Below are 16,948 nucleotides of genomic sequence, written 5' to 3'. Positions count from 1 at the left end.
TCAGTTGCTGGTCCCATCCGTGCTGGAGATGGTTCCCACCATTCGGGCCCACATTTCCGGGAACTCCGGCATGGTCTTGGATGTGGTGGCGATGTCTTCCACCTGGACGCCTTCCACGGCGAGGCCCAGGATGGCGCCGGCAGTGGCCATGCGGTGGTCGGCGTAGCTGTGGACCACGCCGGCGTGCAGTGCCGTGGGGCGGATGATGAGGCCATCGACGGTCTCTTCGGCGTCACCGCCCAGGGAGTTGATCTCGGCAACGAGCGCCGCGAGACGGTCCGTTTCGTGGCCTCGGAGATGGGCAATCCCCGTCAGCCGCGAGGGGCCGGCAGCCAGGGCGCACAAGGCGGCAACGGTGGGTGCGAGTTCGCTGGTTTCGTCGAAGTCGGCGCCCTTGATGACCGGTCCGCCGGTCACAGTGAGGGTCCCGTTTTCCACGGTGACGCTGGCTCCCATGGTGGCGAGGATGGTCCGCCACATATCGCCGACCTGGGTGGTGCCCGCCGGCCAATTGGTGATCCGTACAGTGCCCTGCGTTGCCAGTGCCGCGGCCAGGAAAGGGCCTGCGTTGGAAAGGTCCTGCTCGATCCTCTGGTCAAAGGCGCGGATGGGTCCGGGAGAGACCCGCCAGTGGTTGGGTACGGAGTCGTCCACGGTGACGCCCACGCTGCGGAGGACCTCCACGGTCATGGTGATGTGGTCCAAGCTGGGTACGGGCTTGCCGACGTGCTCCAAGTGGAGACCTTCGGTGAAACGGGCACCGACCAGCAGCAGGGCGGACACAAACTGCGATGACGCGCTGGCATCGATCACTAAGTGGCCACCCCGGACTTCGCCCGTGCCGTCCACCGTGAAGGGAAGAGCCGACGGCGTCCTGCCGCCTTCGGCTGCCACGGGGACGCCGAGGGCGGTCAACGCCTCGATGATGGTTCCCATGGGCCTGTTGCGGGCGTGCGGATCGCCGTCGAAGACTGTAGTTCCCTTGCGCAAGGCCGCCAGTGGAGGCACGAACCGCATGACGGTGCCGGCGAGGCCGCAGTCAATGGCTGTTCCTGCGCTTGGGGCAGCGGGATCCATCGGGGTGATCTCAAGGTCAGGGCCGTAGTCGCCGTCGCCAGGAACCTCCGTGACCGTGGCACCCAACTGCCGCAAAGCCTGGATCATGAGTGCGGAATCACGGGAATGCAGCGGAGCCCGCAGCCGTGAGGGACCATCCGCCAAGGCCGCCAACACCAGGAACCGGTTGGTCAGCGACTTTGAACCAGGTACCGTCACCGTGGCGTCCACGGGCCCCTTGGCGTAGGGCGCCGGCCAGAGAGGCAGCGCAGCGGCTTTGGTTGATCCGGTGTTTGCGGCGGTGGTACCCGTCATGCTTCCTTATGCTCCAACTGCGTTGTCTACGGCCTTGCGTACTGCTTTGTCTGCCCGCTTGATTTGCTTGCCCGTCACCTTTTTGGCGTCGGCAGCCAAGTGCTCCGCGCGCCAGGCAATGCTCGGGCGTCCCTCGGTATCAACCGAGGCAAGAAGTACCCCGCCTGTCAGGGAAATGTTCTTCAGCAACTGGGCCTTGCGTGCGCTCCGCCCTTCCTTGGTGCTGATATCCGCTGATCGCCATTCGACGTAGGAGTTCAACGCCGACGTCACAGCCAGCACCGTTGCGGCAAAACGGGTGAGCTTCCCAAGCCCGAGCAATGCGCCGGCCCCCAACTGGGCGCCTCCAATGACGCGCGCAAGGGTCTTCTCATCGGCTTTGAATGGCAGGGACTCCGAGGCCCGTCGAAGGACGGGCGAGAGCTGCTTGGCGGTATCGTCTGCGTTCCTGAGCTTGTCAAGACCTGCGACGACGAAGCTGGATGCGAGCATGGGCCGCGCGAGAAAACGGATAACAGACATGTCTTGCCTCCTGGATGGCTTGCCACACTATGTCAATGGGTGTTGTGTTCAAGGGGTGCAGTCTGCTCTAGTCTTGCACCTTTGCGGAATAATTACCCAGCGGCGGCCGTTGTGAACTAGTGGTGCGGTGGAGACCGGACTGCGGCACGGTGTTGCCGCCTTGGTGAACGGAGTTGATTTTTTGACTTTGGTTAAGGACCGTGTGGTTCTACCGGAGCGCGGGTACGGCACACAGCCGGATTCCCCGCAGCTGACAGTAGACTTGGCAACGATGAGCACCACGGAACCGGCCGCAGCGGCCATGTACCAGGCGGCCGGCGCGGAAGACGCAGTGGCCGCACCCGACGTCGATGTCGCTTCGGAGACTCCCGAGCAGCGGCGTGCGCGGTTCGAGCGCGACGCCATGCAATATGTGGACCAGTTGTATTCGGCAGCCATGAGGATGGCACGAAACCCTTCGGATGCGGAGGACCTGGTTCAGGAGGCCTATACCAAGGCATTTTCGGCTTTCCACCAGTACAAGCCGGGGACCAACCTCAAAGCGTGGCTGTACCGCATCCTGACCAACACCTATATCAACCTCTACCGGAAGCGGCAGCGCGAGCCGCTGCAGTCCAACTCGGACACGATCGAGGACTGGCAGTTGGCCAAGGCAGAGTCGCACACTTCTGCGGGGTTGAGGTCCGCGGAAACTGAGGCGCTGGACCACTTGCCGGACTCCGACGTCAAAAACGCATTGCAATCCATCCCGGAGGAATTCCGGCTGGCTGTCTACTTCGCGGACGTCGAGGGCTACGCGTACAAGCAGATATCTGAAATCATGAACACTCCCATCGGCACGGTCATGTCACGGTTGCACCGCGGCAGGAAGATGCTGCGGGACATGCTGGCGGACTACGCCACCGAACGGGGCTTCAGGGCCCACACCGAAGACCAGGCCGCGGCCGGAAGCAACAATCAGGAGAAAGAGAAATGAGCGACTGCCAGGGATTGGGCGATTGCGACGATACGCGAATGCAGCGGATCTACGAGTACCTCGACGGCGCGTTGACCCGCGAGGACCTCAGCGAGATCAAGCAGCACCTGGACACCTGCGAGGAGTGCTCCGAGCAATATGACCTCGAGTGCCTCATCCGTACCATGGTCAAGCGGTCGTGCACCGAGTCAGCACCGGAGAACCTTAAGAACTCGATTCTGGACAGGATTCACTCCATCAAGCCGGTAGAGGCCTGATCCCAACGGACACAAACGCCAAGGGCCCCGGAAACCTCATGGTTTCCGGGGCCCTCGCTCTTAAGCCTGTGACACTAAGCCGCTGGCTTAGGTGTTGGGACGCTTGCCGTGGTTCGCGCCGCCGCGCTTACGGTCACGACGCTTACGTGCACGCTTGCTCATAGCTGGCCTCCTTCAATGATTGATACTCAATAGAGCTGCCCTCCAGTTTCGCACATCCGGGTGCCGGGTCGCGAACCGGGAACGGTGTTGCGCCGGCTAAAGCCAACTCCGCGTCAGTTCCGCAGCGAATTCCTGATCGAGATGCGCGCCTGGTCCAGTACCGTACGCACTGTTTCCAGTGCCAAAGGCGTCAGCGGTTGTGAGGCGCCGTGCAGGCGCAGCTCCACCCGGATATCGTCCCTGAATGACTGGACCATCAGCTCGGCTTCCTTCACCAGGCGTTGGCCCTCAGGGGTGTAGCCGCCGGACCGGCTCCGGAAAGGCGCTGAGGTGGCGGTGGTGCGGGCCGCTTCAGCAGTGGCGGCGAGGTCTGCCCGCAGGCCCCGCATATTGGTCCGGATATCTTCGCGCAGGTTATCGGCGAGGCGCCTGACGGAGGCAGAAATGGTGTTCTCGACGTCGGCCAACTCGTCCCTGCGGCCATCCAGTTCGGCGAGGCCCGCGTCGGTGATGAAGTATTTGGTGCGACGGCCCTCGGTTTCGGTGGCTACCAGGCCCTCTTCCTCCAGCTTGCCCAGGCGCGGATAGATGGTTCCTGCGCTGGGGGAGTACGTCCCGCCAAACCGGTCGCCCAAGGCCTTGATCAGTTCATAGCCGTGCTTGGGGCCCGCTTCGAGCAACGCCAGCAGGTACAGGCGCAGGGCTCCGTGTGCAAAGACGGGAGGCATCAGAGGCCAGCTTCCCCGGGGACCTGGTGGTTGTTGTCCGTTGCCGGTGCTGACCCGTGCATGATGTAGGTCTTGCCGGAGACCGTGTTGGTGCGCAACAGCATGAGCTTTTCGTCCGGGCCTACAATCGTGTGCACGTTGCTGCCGGGCTGGGCATACATCTGGTCGTCGATCACTACGGTTCCGCTGGCTGACTTGGCCACAATGTCCAGGCCGACGTCGTGGGGAAGCCTGATGGTCAGGTCGCCGGAGACGGAGTTCGCCCCAAGGTCGTTGGTATAGTCCTGGAGATCGAAACTGAGGTCACCGCTGACAGTGCTGGCCCGGACGTTCTTGAACTTGCCCGAAGCGGTCACCTCGCCCGAGACGCTCTTGGCGGTCAGGACGCCGTCGTGGTTCCTGGCGATGACCTCGCCGCTGACGGTGTTCACGTGCAGTTCGCCGCTGGTTCCATCTGCCATCACGGAGCCTGAGACGGTGTTCAGGCGCGTCCGGCCGCTGATCCCGGAGACCAGGCCGTCGCCGCTGACCGTTCCCGCCTCGACATCCACTCCGGGCGGTAGGGCGATCCCGACAACCACTGAGTTGGTACTGGTGTTGTTGACGGTGCCCATCAGGTTGCGAAACCACCCTTGCGGCCCTTGCAGCTGGTGGCGCACTTCCAAGCGGCCGTCCACGAGCGTCACCGTGAGGGGGTCGCCCGTGATTTCACTGATTTCAATGCGGACAGAAGGCTGGTCGTGGGTCATGACGTCAAAGCGGCCCTTGACGATTCCCAGCTTGAGAGAGCGGACATCGTCCACATCAATGGTTTGCGGACCGGTGACGGTCCATAGTTCCTCAGACATGATCCCTCCAGATTGCGATATATCGCGTTTGATAAACTCACGATATATCGTGAGTAGTCTGGAAGCAATGGTGTGCTGGGAATCAGGCAGCCGGTCGGTACAGCTTGCCGATCAACGTGCGCGCGATGGTGGTGGCGGGGTCCCGCCCGTCGGCAGCGGGGGCCAGGTTGGTCCATACCACCAAGGTGACGGAGTTGATGGGGTCGTTTCCCATGAACGTATTGAAGCCCGGCAACTCGCCGGTGTGCCCGTAGGCATTGCCGAACTTGGCAATGCCCAAACCATACGAAGCGCCGCCGGGATTGTCCGGATTGGTGGGGGTGACGCTGTCTAGCCTCTTCTGCTGGAGTTCCGGCTTCAGGAGCTTTCCGTTGACGAGGGCCTCGCCCAAAATCTTCAAATCTGCTGCTGTGGAGATGCCCGGGCCTGCAGCCCATGCCCAGGACGGATTACCGTCAGTGACATCGTTCGGCGCCAGGGCGCCGGCAGTTGCTTCCTTCTGCATATCCTCGGGAAGGGCCGGATTGGTCATGGTTAAGACGTTGTCCCCATAGAAACAGCCGCGGGGATGAGGCGCCGGAATGGCCTGCCCCGTGCAAAATACGGTGGGTGCGCGAAGGCCAAGGCAAGGAGTTCCGGCTGCCAGACTTTTGCAGGTCCTGGTCCATGGCTGTGTTGAGCTCGAGTGTTTCGGTGTAGTTGAACAGGCCGCTGCGCATGGTCAGGATCTGTTCAAGGGTGATCGCGCCTCCATTGGGGACGTCGGGACGGTACTTGGACACGGGATCATCCAGTGAGAGCTTGCCTTCCTGCACCAGTTGCAGGACCACGGTGGTGGTCCAAGGTCTTGGTGACCGAACCCACCCGGATGTGGTCCTCGGCGGAAACCGTACGGTCAGCGCCGCGGGTCCCGGTTCCGTAGGACGCGGTCAGTGATCCACCGGGAGTCTCCAGCAGCACCATGGCACCTGGCACCAGTAGTTCTTTTGCTGTGCGTTCGAATTCCGCACGCAGTGTCGCAGCATCGAAAGGCTGCAGCGCTGCAGACGCCGGAGATGACATGGATGATGGCGTCGCGGCGGGCGATGACGCCGCTGCCGCCGCTGACTCTGTTGATGACGACCTTGACGGAGCCGGCGGGCCGGAACTGCAGGAGACTGTGGCTGCCAGGGCCGCGTCATGGCTACTCCGGTTGAGCGATATTAAGCCATTGGAACCAGCCACGGTGCAGGACGAGCCACGCAATCAATCCGTAGCCGGCCTGGCCCGGTGTTCCCCCATTGGCTGCGAGGTCTGTCCTCCACTGCTCATGATTGAGCAAGGGAGAGAACGTGTCTACGTAGTGGTGGTTGCGCCGCGTGGTGACATCGGCAAAGGCTGTGTTGAGTTCTGCGAGCCGTTTGTTCCGTGCCGGGTCCAGTGTGGGCGGAGGCCCCACCACAAAGACCTCCACGCTGCTGTGCGAGGCACCGTCGAGGATGTTGGCCAGGTTCAAGCGGCTGCGGGCCGTCGACAGTCCGAACTCGAGGTCGCGGCCTGAAAGCCCGATGACCAGGCGGTTCTCATGGGAGTCGCTGAAGCGCCTGCCTGCTTCGTCCTGCCACCGGGCGGCCAGGCCCTCCGTGCCTTCCATGGGGCAGGGGAGCGGGAAACTCTCCACTACGACGGCGTCCTGGGGCGTTCGGGCCAGCACTCGTCCGAGCCAACCCAAGGCGCGGGGATCCCCCAGGCCCGCGAGCAGTTCATCTCCAACAGCTGCGATACGCAGCTTCCTGTCTTCCACGGTTACCTCTTCACACTCGTTACGGTCCTTGCACGGTTTGCCGGATCATCGGCCGGTTCTGGAACCGGATACCTGTCCCATTAAACAGAACTGCCCGGCCTGAGGGGCGCATTCACTCCTCAGACCGGGCAGTTTCGCTTTACTTGCGTTCGAACGCCTGCTTGATCAGGGCATCCTGCTCAGCGGCGTGGCGCTTCATGGAACCGGCCGCCGTGGAGGCCGAGGCCGGACGCGACACCAAGCGGAGCTTGCGGTCAAGCTCGGGTGCCAGGTTCAGGCCCATGAACGGCCACGGACCCTGGTTGGCAGGTTCGTCCTGCGCCCAAACGATGTCCGCGTTCGGGTACTTGGCCAATTCTGCGTCAATCTCAGCCTTGGGCAGCGGGTACAGCTGCTCAACGCGGATGATGGCAGTGGAGGTATCGCCGGACTTCTGTCGGTTGGACAGGAGGTCGTAGTACAACCGGCCCGAGACCAGGATGACGCGGTCCACGTTGGCAGGCTGAACCTCAGGATCGGCAATGACCGGCCGGAAGCCACCCGTGGTGAAGTCTTCGACGGCGGATGCGGCGCCCTTGAGGCGGAGCAGCTGCTTCGGCGTGAAGATGATCAACGGCTTGCGCGGACGGCTGTAGGCCTGGCGGCGCAACAGGTGGAAGTGCGAGGCAGCGGTGGTGGGGTTGGCCACGATCATGTTGTCCTCGGCGCACATCTGCAGGAAGCGCTCAATGCGTGCAGAGGAGTGGTCCGGTCCTTGGCCTTCATATCCATGCGGAAGCATGAGCACCAGCGAGGAGCGCTGGCCCCACTTCTGTTCAGCCGAGGAAATGAACTCGTCAATGATGGTCTGGGCGCCGTTGACGAAGTCACCGAACTGCGCTTCCCACAGGACCAAGGCGTCGGGGCGCTCCACCGAGTAGCCGTATTCGAAGCCCATGGCTGCGTATTCGGACAGCAGGGAGTCGTAGATCCACAGCTTGGCCTGGTCATCGGACAGGTTGCCCAGCGGCAGCCACTCGTTGCCGTTGGCGCGGTCGTGGAAGACAGCGTGACGCTGCACGAACGTGCCGCGGCGGGAGTCCTGTCCGGCCAACCGGACCGGCACGCCCTCCATGATCAGCGAGCCAAAAGCTGCGATCTCGCCGAAGCCCCAGTCGATGCCGCCTTCACGGGACATCTGCTCGCGCTTCTCCAGAAGCTGCTTCAGCTTGGAGTGGACCGTGAAGCCATCCGGAATTTCCAGGTGCGCCTTGCCGATGCGGGCGAGGGTCTCAGCCGAAATGGCAGTGGACGCCGGGGAGTTGGTCCCGAAGTCGGCCTGCTGGGCGATGGGACGCTCGATGTCCGAGACAGCTGCGGAATCCGCTGTGATGATCGGGATCGGTGAGGTCTGCGCTGCGTGCGTCTCAGCGAAGACACGCTCGAGGCGCTCCTGGTAGTCGCGGAGCAACTGCTCTGCTTCTTCCTCGGTGATATCTCCACGGCCGATGAGCGACTCGGTGTACAGCTTGCGGACGGAGCGCTTGGCTTCGATCAGGTTGTACATGAGCGGCTGCGTCATCGAGGGGTCGTCGCCCTCGTTGTGGCCGCGACGGCGGTAGCAGACCATGTCGATGACAACGTCCTTGTGGAAACGCTGACGGAACTCGTAGGCGAGTTGTGCAACACGCACCACGGCCTCGGGGTCGTCGCCGTTCACGTGGAACACCGGTGCCTGGATCATTTTGGCAACGTCCGTGGAGTACGTGGACGAACGCGATGACGACGGCGCCGTGGTGAAGCCAACCTGGTTGTTGACGATCACGTGGATGGTGCCGCCGGTGCGGTAGCCACGCAGCTGCGAGAGGTTGAGGGTTTCAGCCACAACACCCTGGCCGGCGAACGCGGCGTCACCGTGGACCATAATGGGCAGGACGGGGAACGACTCGCCCTGGTCCAGCCTGTCCTGCTTGGCGCGGACAATGCCCTCAAGGACGGAGTCCACAGCTTCAAGGTGGGACGGGTTGGCGGCGAGGTAGACCTTGGTCTGCTTGCCGTTGTCCGAGGTGAAGGTGCCTTCCGTACCGAGGTGGTACTTGACGTCACCGGAGCCCTGCACGGAGCGCGGGTCCTGGGTGCCTTCGAATTCGCGGAAGACCTGTGCGTAGGTCTTGCCGGCGATGTTGGTCAGCACGTTGAGGCGGCCGCGGTGGGCCATGCCGATGGCAACTTCGTCCAGACCGTCGTCGGCAGCGTCCGAGATCACGGCGTCGAGCAACGGAATCAGCGACTCGCCACCCTCCAGGGAGAAGCGCTTCTGACCAACGAACTTGGTCTGCAGGAACGTTTCGAACGCTTCGGCTGCGTTGAGCTTGGAAACGATGCGCAGCTGCTCTTCACGGCTCGGCTTGGAGTACGGGTGCTCCAGCTGGTCCTGGAACCACTTGCGTTCTGCAGGTTCCTGGATGTGCATGTACTCGATGCCCGTGGTGCGGCAGTACGCATCACGCAGGACCCCGAGGATGTCGCGGAACTTGAGCTGCGGCTTGCCGCCGAAGCCGCCGGTGGGCCATTCGCGGTCCAGGTCCCACAGGGTCAGTCCGTAGGTGAGGACGTCAAGGTCCGGGTGCTTGCGCTGGACGTACTCCAGGGGATCGGTGTCCGCCATCAGGTGACCGCGGACGCGGTAGGAGTGGATCAGCTGCTGGATGCGGGCAACCTTGTTGATCTCGTCGGCAGGATCCACCTGGAGGTCCGGGCTCCAGCGGACGGGCTCGTAGGGGATACGCAGGGCTTCAAAGATCTCGTCATAGAAGTTCTGCGCACCGAGCAGGAGCTGGTGGACAAGCTTGAGGAACTCGCCGCTGCCGGCGCCCTGGATGACACGGTGGTCATAGGTGGACGTCAGCGTGAGGATCTTGCTGATGGCGTTCTGGGCGATGATTTTCTCGCTGGCACCCTGGAACTCGGCGGGGTAGTCAAGGGCGCCGACGCCGATGATGGCGGCCTGGCCCTTGGAGAGGCGGGGCACGGAGTGCACGGTGCCGATGCCACCGGGGTTGGTCAAGGAAACCGTGGTGCCGGCGTGGTCGTCTGCCGTCAGCTTGCCGTTACGGGCGCGCTTGATGAGGTCCTCATAGGTGTGCCAGAACTCAGCGAAGTCCATGGTCTCGGCCTTCTTGATGTTGGGAACCATCAGGAGGCGGGTGCCATCGGGCTTGGGCATGTCAATGGCGATGCCGAAGTTGACGTGTGCGGGCTGCACAGCACTGGGCTTGCCATCGATTTCGTCGTAGTAGACGTTCATCGACGGGAACTGGGACAACGCACGGACAACGGCGTAGCCGATGAGGTGCGTAAAGGAAACCTTGCCACCGCGGGCACGGGCAAGGTTGGAGTTGATGACCACCCGGTTGTCGATGAGCAGCTTGGCGGGAACTGCGCGGACACTCGTGGCGGTAGGTACTTCAAGGCTTGTCACCATGTTGGTGGCGATGGCCTTGGCCGGACCCCGGAGGACTGAAACTACATCTTCCTCAGGTGCCGTGGGCGCCTTGGTGCTCTTGGGCAGCTGGGCAGGAATGGGTTGTGCCGTGGTTCCGGCTGCGGGCTTCTTTGCTCCGTCCCGGGCAACGGTGGCCGGTGCTTTCTTCGCCGGGGCGGGTGCCGCCGGTGCAGCCGGTTCCGCGGCAGCGGCAGGAGCGGCCGGCGCCGGTGCCGGAGCCGCTGCAGCCGGGGCTACCACGGGAAGTACTTGGGTGGGTGGATTGGCAGCTGAAGGAGCTGCGGAGGTTCCGTTGGAAGAAGTGCCGTCAGCAGAAGCAAAGGATTCAAAGAGCGGCCACCACTTGGTGTCGACCGAATTCTTGTCCTGTTGGTACCGCTCGTACAGTTCGTCAACGAGCCACTCGTTTCCGCCAAATTCCTCTGGTAGACGGTGGCTGGGCTGCTCTGGCACTTGAAATACGCCTCTTCCATGAGTGTTGTTTTCCCGCTGGCCAAAGTTGCTTTTCCGCAACGATGGGACAGGGTCCGGGTCCCGCGAACTCAGACCCCTGACAGTCTAGTTAGGATCGTTGGTTAACTGCCAATAGTGGTGACCTAAATCATGTTGCGGCTGACTTAGTGGCGTGACACTTCTTTTTTGTCGCAGAGTCAGGCCTGCTGTTGGAGGTGCCCGGGGGCTGGACTGTAGACTGAAACTCTTATGGACAGTAAATCTAGGTGCCGGCCTGGGAACTGTCGGGGGAGTCAATCTGGCAACTCCGCACAGCGTGCCCGTCGAGCCGGCAATACCCGTTCACATGCCCATCACGCGCCGGCGCTCACAGCCGGTGGTTCCTCGGACCATGCGTCCGCGGGACCCGACCAGCCTCCGCCGGGGCGAATTTCCCCGCTGACGGCGCCCTCCGCATTGCTCGCGCCCACTCATGGAGTGATGCGCTAAGTGGAATGGATTCTTCTCCTCGCCGGATTTGCCCTGATCCTGGGTACCGGCTTCTTTGTAGCAGTTGAGTTTTCCCTGGTTGCGTTGGACCAAGCCAGCGTTCAGCGTGCGGTTAATAACGGCGATCATGCTGCCGCCCCGCTGCTGAAGTGCCTCAAGTCGCTGTCCACGCAGCTTTCCAGTTGCCAGCTCGGGATCACCCTGACCACGCTGCTGACCGGCTTCGTCATGGAACCCTCCTTGGGGCAACTTCTTGGGGGTCCGCTTGCGTCCCTGGGGTTCAGCCCGGATGCAGCGCATTCAGTGGCCTTAATCCTGGCGATGGCTGTCGCCACCCTCTTGTCGATGCTGATCGGCGAACTGGTTCCCAAGAACATGGCCATCGCCCTTGCATTCCCTTTGGGCAAACGCCTTGCCCGCCCCCAGCTGATGTTCACGGCCGTTTTCAAGCCGGCCATCGTGGTTCTTAACGGGTTCTCCAACAAGGTGCTGAACCTGTTCGGCCTTGAAGCCAAGGAAGAGATCTCCGGGGCAAGGACCCCCGCGGAGCTGGCCTCCTTGGTGAGGCGCTCCGCTGAGCTGGGGACTTTGGACGCAGGGACCGCCAACTTCGTTGCCCGCACCCTGAACTTTTCCGGGCGCACGGCAGCAGACGTCATGACACCGCGTATCCGCATGGAAACGATCGATGCCGACCAGCCTGTGGCCGACATCCTCGACGCCGCGCGGCGCACCGGATATTCGCGGTTCCCCGTTATTGGTGATTCCACGGATGACATCCGCGGCGTGGTGCACGTCAAGAAAGCCGTGGCTGTCCCGGCAGAGCGCCGGGCCAAGCTCGAGGCCGGTGCGATCATGACCGATGTCCTGCAGGTTCCCGAAACCATTCACCTGGATGCGCTGCTCTCCGAGTTGCGCGAGGGTAACCTGCAGTTGGCCGTCGTGCTGGACGAGTACGGCGGAACCGCAGGAATCACCACCCTTGAGGACTTGGTGGAAGAGATCGTCGGTGAGGTCGCTGACGAGCATGACAAAGTCCGCCCGGGAGTGCTGCAGAGCGCGTCCGGCGACTGGTACTTCCCTGGGCTCCTGCGGCCGGATGAGGTTTCCGAGCAGATACCCAATCTCACAGTGCCTGACGAGTCGGCCTATGAGACTGTGGGTGGCTACGTCATGAGCCAGCTTGGTCGTATCGCCAGGACGGGAGACGTCGTAGACACGGTAGGCGGGACGCTCACGGTGACCAGGATGGATGGCCGAAGGATCGACCGGATCTGTTTCCATCATGTGGAGTCGGATGATTCCGCTCCAGAGAATGCAGAGAATCCGCGTCATGAAGCGGGGGCCGTATGAGCGACTGGGTAGGAATTGTCTGGCTCGTCGTTCTCCTGATCGGCAACGCCTTCTTCGTCGGTGCCGAGTTTGCCGTCATGTCTGCACGCCGCAGCCAGATCGAGCCCTTGGCCGAAGCCGGATCAAAGCGCGCGCAGACAACACTGCGTGCCATGGAAAACGTTTCGTTGATGCTTGCCTGTGCACAGCTGGGCATCACCGTCTGTTCCCTGTTGATCCTTCAGGTTGCCGAACCGGCCATCCATCACTTGTTGGCCGAGCCCCTTGAGCTGGTGGGCGTTCCGGTTGAACTGGCGGACATCATCGCCTTTGCCATCGCCTTGCTGTTCGTCACGTTCCTGCATGTCACTTTTGGCGAGATGGTTCCCAAGAACATCTCCGTTTCCGTAGCCGACAAGGCCGCACTGTTGTTGGCCCCGCCGTTGATGTTCATTGCCCGCCTGGTGAACCCGATCATCTGGACCCTGAACTGGCTGGCCAACCACATCCTGCGGCTGATGAAGATCGAGCCGAAGGACGAGGTGTCTTCCTCGTTCACGCTGGAGGAAGTGCAGTCGATTGTCCAGGAGTCCACGCGCCATGGTTTGGTGGACGACGAAACTGGCTTGTTGAGCGGTGCACTGGAGTTCTCGGAACACACGGCTTCGCACATCATGGTTCCCTTGGACAAATTGGTGGTGCTCAAGACTGCCTCTACTCCCGTGGACCTGGAAAAGGCGGTCAGCCGGACGGGATTCTCCCGTTTCCCCATGGTGGACGACGACGGCGAACTCGCCGGCTACCTGCACGTGAAGGACATCCTGTCCATCCCGGACGAGGGCCGAAGGCATCCCATCGCCGAGGGGCGCATCCGTTCCTTTGCCAACCTTGCGCCGGACGACGAAATCGAGCAGGCCATGTCTGTCATGCAACGGACGGGATCGCACCTGGCCCGTGTCATCGGCGCCGACGGAGAGACCCAGGGTGTCCTCTTCCTGGAGGACGTCATTGAACAATTGGTGGGTGAGATCCGCGACGCAACGCAGGCGACGGGCATCCGCCGGTACGGAGACCAACAGGTCAAGTAACACCAAGGAAAAGGCCGGCGCCGATCGCACCCGATCGGCGCCGGTTTGTCTAAATAGGAATCATTCCCATTTAGGGCTACACTTGAATCTGCCAGTAATTGTGTTTGATTCTCATTTTGAGTAGATCCGAGGTTCCCGTGCGTCGTTCCGCCGCCCGCCTGTCCATGGCCGCTTCCGCAGCCCTTGCCGCCCTGTTTCTTTCTTCCTGCGCGGGGACAGCAGGGGCAAGCGATCCGTCGTCGTCCGGTGCCATTGAAGTAGTCACCTCCACGAATGTCTACGGGGATGTTGTGAAGGCAATTGGCGGGGACAAAGTCAACGTGAACGCCATCATCACCAAGACAAGCCAGGACCCGCACTCCTATGAGGCAAGTGCCCAGGACAAGCTGGTGATCTCCAAGGCCAAGCTCGTGGTGGAGAACGGCGGAGGCTATGACGAGTTCCTCCACAAAATTGCTGATGAGACCAAGGTCGGCCACGAGAACATGATCAGCGCCGTGGAAATCTCCGGGCTCGCCCCGGAAGAAGAAGCCCACAGCGAGGAATCCCACAGCGAAGAAGGCCACACCCACAACCACGGCGAGTTCAATGAGCACGTCTGGTACAGCTTGGACACCATGGGCAAGCTCGCCGATGCAGTCGCTGCCAAGCTCGGCAGCCTGGATGCGGGATCGGCGACGACCTTCACAGCCAATGCCGAAGCCTTCAAAACCAAACTCGCCGACCTCACCGGAAAGCTCGACGCCGTCAAGGCCGCAAACGACCATGCGCCGGTAGCTGTCACCGAGCCCGTGCCCTTGTACCTCCTGGAAGCTGCCGGCCTGGAAAACAAAACTCCGGAGGCTTACAGCGCTGCCATTGAAGAGGAAACAGATGTCCCGGCCGCCGTGTTGAAGGAAACCACGGACCTGGTCACTGCCAAATCCGTGCGGTTCCTGGCGTACAACGAGCAGACCGAAGGGCCCCAGACTGAAGCCGTCAAGCGGGCCGCGGAAGCTGCCGGCGTGCCGGTGGTGAACTTCACCGAGACGCTGCCTGATGGCAAGGACTACGTCCAGTGGATGTCCGACAACGTGGAGTCGGTTTCCTCCGCGCTCAAGAAGTAGCATTTCCTGACACCCGGTATGCGGTGAAGGGCCCTGCCAACGTCCTAAGATATTCAGGATGGCTGCGGGGCCTTTTGCCTGCCACCAGCACGGCCGCGTATACCAGCGGCACCACTGACTGCGTTCCCAGCAACGCATGAATCGAGGACAACTTTTGACACCGGTAGTGAGCCTCCGTGGAGCGAGCCTACAGTTCGGCAAGAGGGCGCTCTGGCGGGATCTCGACCTCGACATCAATCCCGGCGAGTTCTTCGCTGTGCTGGGACCCAACGGCAGCGGCAAGACCAGCTTCCTGAAGGTTCTCCTTGGGCTTCAGGAACTGCATTCAGGAACTGTTTCCCTGGGTGGCCACCCGGTGGAGCGAGGCAGCAAGCGGATTGGCTACATCCCGCAGCAAAAGTCGTTTGCGCCAGACACGCCCTTGCGTGCACGGGACCTGGTGGGCTTGGGGATCGACGGACACCGGTGGGGCATGCGGCTCTCGGCCGGGAAGGTCAACCCGAAAATTGACCAATTACTCGAGCTGGTGGGAGCTTCCGACTACGCGAAGGTGCCAGTGGGGCAACTGTCCGGAGGCGAGCAGCAACGGCTCAGGGTGGCACAAGCACTGGCCACAGAGCCGCAGGTCCTGCTGTGCGACGAACCGCTCCTCTCCCTGGACCTGCACCACCAACAGGGCGTCAGCTCGCTGATCAACAAACAATGCCATGAGCGGAACAGCGCAGTGGTTTTCGTGACCCACGAGATCAACCCGGTGATCGACTATGTTGACCGGGTCCTCTACCTTGCCGGCGGCCAATTCCGTGTGGGCACGCCCCAGGAAGTCATGACTACGGAAGTCCTTTCGGAGCTGTACAACAGCCATGTGGAGGTCATCCATGCCAACGGAAGGATCGTCGTCGTCGGCCTCCCTGACGCAACGACGCACTTCCATGACGATGCCCATGCAACCGCCGGGGAGGAGTTCTAGATGGACCTCGACACCATTCTGCAGACCATTTTCAACTTCGAGAACTACGGTGAGTTGCTGGTCCTCGTTCAGAACTCCATTTGGGCTGGAGCCGTGCTGGGGCTGCTGGGCGGGTTGGTGGGCACGTTCGTCATGAAACGGGACCTGGCTTTCGCTGTCCACGGCATTTCGGAACTGTCCTTCGCCGGCGCTGCGTTTGCCTTGCTGATCGGCGCCGACATCATCTTTGGCTCCTTGGTCGGCTCAGTGGCGGCTGCTGTATTGCTGGGCTTCATGGGCGTCCGGGCGCGGGACAAGAACTCGATCATCGGTGTCATCATGCCGTTCGGCCTGGGGCTGGGCATCCTTTTCCTGGCGCTCTATGAGGGCCGCGCGGCCAACAAGTTCGGACTGCTGACCGGTCAGATTGTCTCCGTGGACACCGTGCAGCTGCAGGTTCTTGCAGGAACTGCAGTGGTGGTGATGATCGCCTTGGCAGCAATCTGGCGGCCGCTGAGCTTTGCCAGCGTAGACCCCGAAATGGCGGAAGCCAGAGGTGTTCCGGTTCGTGGCCTGGCCATTGGATTCATGGTGCTGCTGGGCGTCAGTGTGGCGCTGTCCATCCAGATCGTCGGCGCCCTGCTGGTCCTCGCGTTGCTGATTACGCCGGCGGCAGCTGCGCTTCGGGTTACCACATCACCCCGGTTGGTGGTAGTGCTGAGCGTGGTTTTCGCGATGACGGCTACCGTCGGCGGAATCCTGCTGGCCCTCGGCAGCCGGATTCCCATCAGCCCGTACGTCACCACGCTGTCATTCCTGATCTATGTGGTGTGCAGGGTGATTGGACGGGTCAGGGCCAACAGGGGCCTCAACGGCAGGGTGTCGCGGGATCAGCCGGCAGGCGCCCTCTAGAGAGTCCCGGCCGCCTTCTTCGCAGTGCACTCGGGGCACAGCCCGAAAATTTCCACTGTGTGGGCCACCTCAGTGAAGCCATGTTCCGAAGCCGTTCGTGCTGCCCAGGTCTCGACGGCGGGTGCCTCCACTTCAACTGCCTTGCCGCAGTTGCGGCACAGCAGGTGGTGGTGGTGCCCGGTGACGTTGCAGCGGCGGTAGACCGCTTCGCCTTCACCGTTGCGGAGGACATCAATGAGTCCATCGTCGGCCAATGACTGGAGGATGCGGTACGCGGTGGCCAGGGACACTGAAATGCCCTTGTTCTGCAGCAGGCGGTACAGCTCCTGGGTGCTGACGAAGTCATCCAATTCGTCCAGTGCGGCGCTGACGGCCAAGCGCTGCTTGGTAACGCGCTGCTCCTTGACGCCGCTGGTGGCCGGCGCCGAGGGGCCGGTCGTGGCGGAATTGGTGCCGTGTGGCATTGAAGGACTCACTTCCCTGGGGAT

Annotated in this window: 18 protein-coding genes; 7 read left to right on the top strand and 11 right to left on the bottom strand. The window is 62.2% G+C overall.

The genetic code is table 11. The annotated features are described in order from the left end of the window. Positions 1-1,371: a 3-phosphoshikimate 1-carboxyvinyltransferase gene (aroA, locus tag CGK93_RS15330; protein WP_198318237.1), complete on the bottom strand. Its 1,371-nt coding sequence runs from the start codon at positions 1,369-1,371 to the stop codon at positions 1-3. Between the two features lie 6 nt (positions 1,372-1,377). After that, a complete protein-coding gene (locus tag CGK93_RS15325; RefSeq protein ID WP_089595573.1) occupies positions 1,378-1,893 on the bottom strand; it encodes a DoxX family membrane protein in 516 nt (171 codons plus the stop codon). A gap of 181 nt (positions 1,894-2,074) precedes the next feature. On the opposite strand from CGK93_RS15325, the gene CGK93_RS15320 reads away from it, so the two are divergent. Both CGK93_RS15320 and rsrA read left to right on the top strand, forming a co-directional pair. Further along, positions 2,075-2,869, top strand: coding sequence for a sigma-70 family RNA polymerase sigma factor (locus CGK93_RS15320; RefSeq protein ID WP_089597498.1), 795 nt, complete (start codon positions 2,075-2,077; stop codon positions 2,867-2,869). Next, positions 2,866-3,126 carry a mycothiol system anti-sigma-R factor gene (gene rsrA, locus CGK93_RS15315; RefSeq protein ID WP_089595572.1) on the top strand — a complete coding sequence of 87 codons (261 nt, stop codon included), beginning with the start codon at positions 2,866-2,868 and terminating at the stop codon, positions 3,124-3,126. Before CGK93_RS15320 ends, rsrA begins: the two co-directional genes overlap by 4 nt. Positions 3,127-3,213: 87 nt before the next feature. Here rsrA and CGK93_RS24660 read toward each other — a convergent pair whose 3' ends face one another. The 8 genes from CGK93_RS24660 to CGK93_RS15290 all read right to left on the bottom strand — a co-directional run bounded on the left by CGK93_RS24660 (position 3,214) and on the right by CGK93_RS15290 (position 10,584). After that, positions 3,214-3,288 (bottom strand): 50S ribosomal protein bL37, encoded by a 75-nt coding sequence (locus tag CGK93_RS24660; RefSeq protein ID WP_369299106.1) that lies wholly within the window; start codon positions 3,286-3,288, stop codon positions 3,214-3,216. A 113-nt stretch (positions 3,289-3,401) separates the two neighbouring features. Beyond that, on the bottom strand, positions 3,402-4,016 hold the full coding sequence (locus CGK93_RS15310) for a PadR family transcriptional regulator (RefSeq protein WP_089595571.1): 615 nt from the start codon (positions 4,014-4,016) through the stop codon (positions 3,402-3,404). Continuing rightward, on the bottom strand, positions 4,016-4,864 hold the full coding sequence (locus tag CGK93_RS15305) for a DUF4097 family beta strand repeat-containing protein (protein WP_089595570.1): 849 nt from the start codon (positions 4,862-4,864) through the stop codon (positions 4,016-4,018). Before CGK93_RS15305 ends, CGK93_RS15310 begins: the two co-directional genes overlap by 1 nt. Positions 4,865-4,946: 82 nt before the next feature. Continuing rightward, a complete protein-coding gene (locus CGK93_RS24410) occupies positions 4,947-5,396 on the bottom strand; it encodes a serine hydrolase (protein ID WP_269768454.1) in 450 nt (149 codons plus the stop codon). Then, positions 5,320-5,646 carry a hypothetical protein gene (locus tag CGK93_RS24405; protein WP_269768478.1) on the bottom strand — a complete coding sequence of 109 codons (327 nt, stop codon included), beginning with the start codon at positions 5,644-5,646 and terminating at the stop codon, positions 5,320-5,322. The genes CGK93_RS24410 and CGK93_RS24405 overlap by 77 nt, the downstream gene beginning before the upstream one ends. A gap of 4 nt (positions 5,647-5,650) precedes the next feature. After that, on the bottom strand, positions 5,651-5,926 hold the full coding sequence (locus tag CGK93_RS24155; protein ID WP_232481335.1) for a hypothetical protein: 276 nt from the start codon (positions 5,924-5,926) through the stop codon (positions 5,651-5,653). 121 nt (positions 5,927-6,047) lie between these two features. After that, positions 6,048-6,647 carry a GDSL-type esterase/lipase family protein gene (locus CGK93_RS15295; RefSeq protein WP_089597496.1) on the bottom strand — a complete coding sequence of 200 codons (600 nt, stop codon included), beginning with the start codon at positions 6,645-6,647 and terminating at the stop codon, positions 6,048-6,050. 139 nt (positions 6,648-6,786) lie between these two features. Next, a complete protein-coding gene (locus CGK93_RS15290; protein ID WP_089595569.1) occupies positions 6,787-10,584 on the bottom strand; it encodes a multifunctional oxoglutarate decarboxylase/oxoglutarate dehydrogenase thiamine pyrophosphate-binding subunit/dihydrolipoyllysine-residue succinyltransferase subunit in 3,798 nt (1,265 codons plus the stop codon). 489 nt (positions 10,585-11,073) lie between these two features. Between CGK93_RS15290 and CGK93_RS15285 the strand changes: the two genes are divergently transcribed. The 5 genes from CGK93_RS15285 to CGK93_RS15265 all read left to right on the top strand — a co-directional run bounded on the left by CGK93_RS15285 (position 11,074) and on the right by CGK93_RS15265 (position 16,460). Beyond that, a complete protein-coding gene (locus CGK93_RS15285) occupies positions 11,074-12,426 on the top strand; it encodes a hemolysin family protein (protein ID WP_089595568.1) in 1,353 nt (450 codons plus the stop codon). Then, on the top strand, positions 12,423-13,493 hold the full coding sequence (locus CGK93_RS15280) for a hemolysin family protein (RefSeq protein WP_089595567.1): 1,071 nt from the start codon (positions 12,423-12,425) through the stop codon (positions 13,491-13,493). Before CGK93_RS15285 ends, CGK93_RS15280 begins: the two co-directional genes overlap by 4 nt. A 104-nt stretch (positions 13,494-13,597) precedes the next feature. Next, positions 13,598-14,599: a metal ABC transporter solute-binding protein, Zn/Mn family gene (locus CGK93_RS15275; RefSeq protein ID WP_089595566.1), complete on the top strand. Its 1,002-nt coding sequence runs from the start codon at positions 13,598-13,600 to the stop codon at positions 14,597-14,599. Positions 14,600-14,735: 136 nt separating this feature from the next. Beyond that, positions 14,736-15,569 carry a metal ABC transporter ATP-binding protein gene (locus CGK93_RS15270; protein ID WP_198318236.1) on the top strand — a complete coding sequence of 278 codons (834 nt, stop codon included), beginning with the start codon at positions 14,736-14,738 and terminating at the stop codon, positions 15,567-15,569. Next, entirely contained in the window at positions 15,570-16,460 is an 891-nt protein-coding gene (locus CGK93_RS15265; RefSeq protein WP_089595564.1) for a metal ABC transporter permease, read from the top strand. On the opposite strand, the gene CGK93_RS15260 is transcribed toward CGK93_RS15265, so the two are convergent. Then, positions 16,457-16,924 (bottom strand): Fur family transcriptional regulator, encoded by a 468-nt coding sequence (locus CGK93_RS15260; protein ID WP_089595563.1) that lies wholly within the window; start codon positions 16,922-16,924, stop codon positions 16,457-16,459. The genes CGK93_RS15265 and CGK93_RS15260 overlap by 4 nt on opposite strands. Positions 16,925-16,948 lie beyond the last annotated feature (24 nt).

It is taken from the genome of Arthrobacter sp. YN, from assembly GCF_002224285.1.
Lineage (GTDB): Bacteria > Actinomycetota > Actinomycetes > Actinomycetales > Micrococcaceae > Arthrobacter.
The sequence above is the reverse complement of the archived record's forward strand: the minus strand, read 5'-3'. Positions and strand labels throughout refer to the sequence as shown.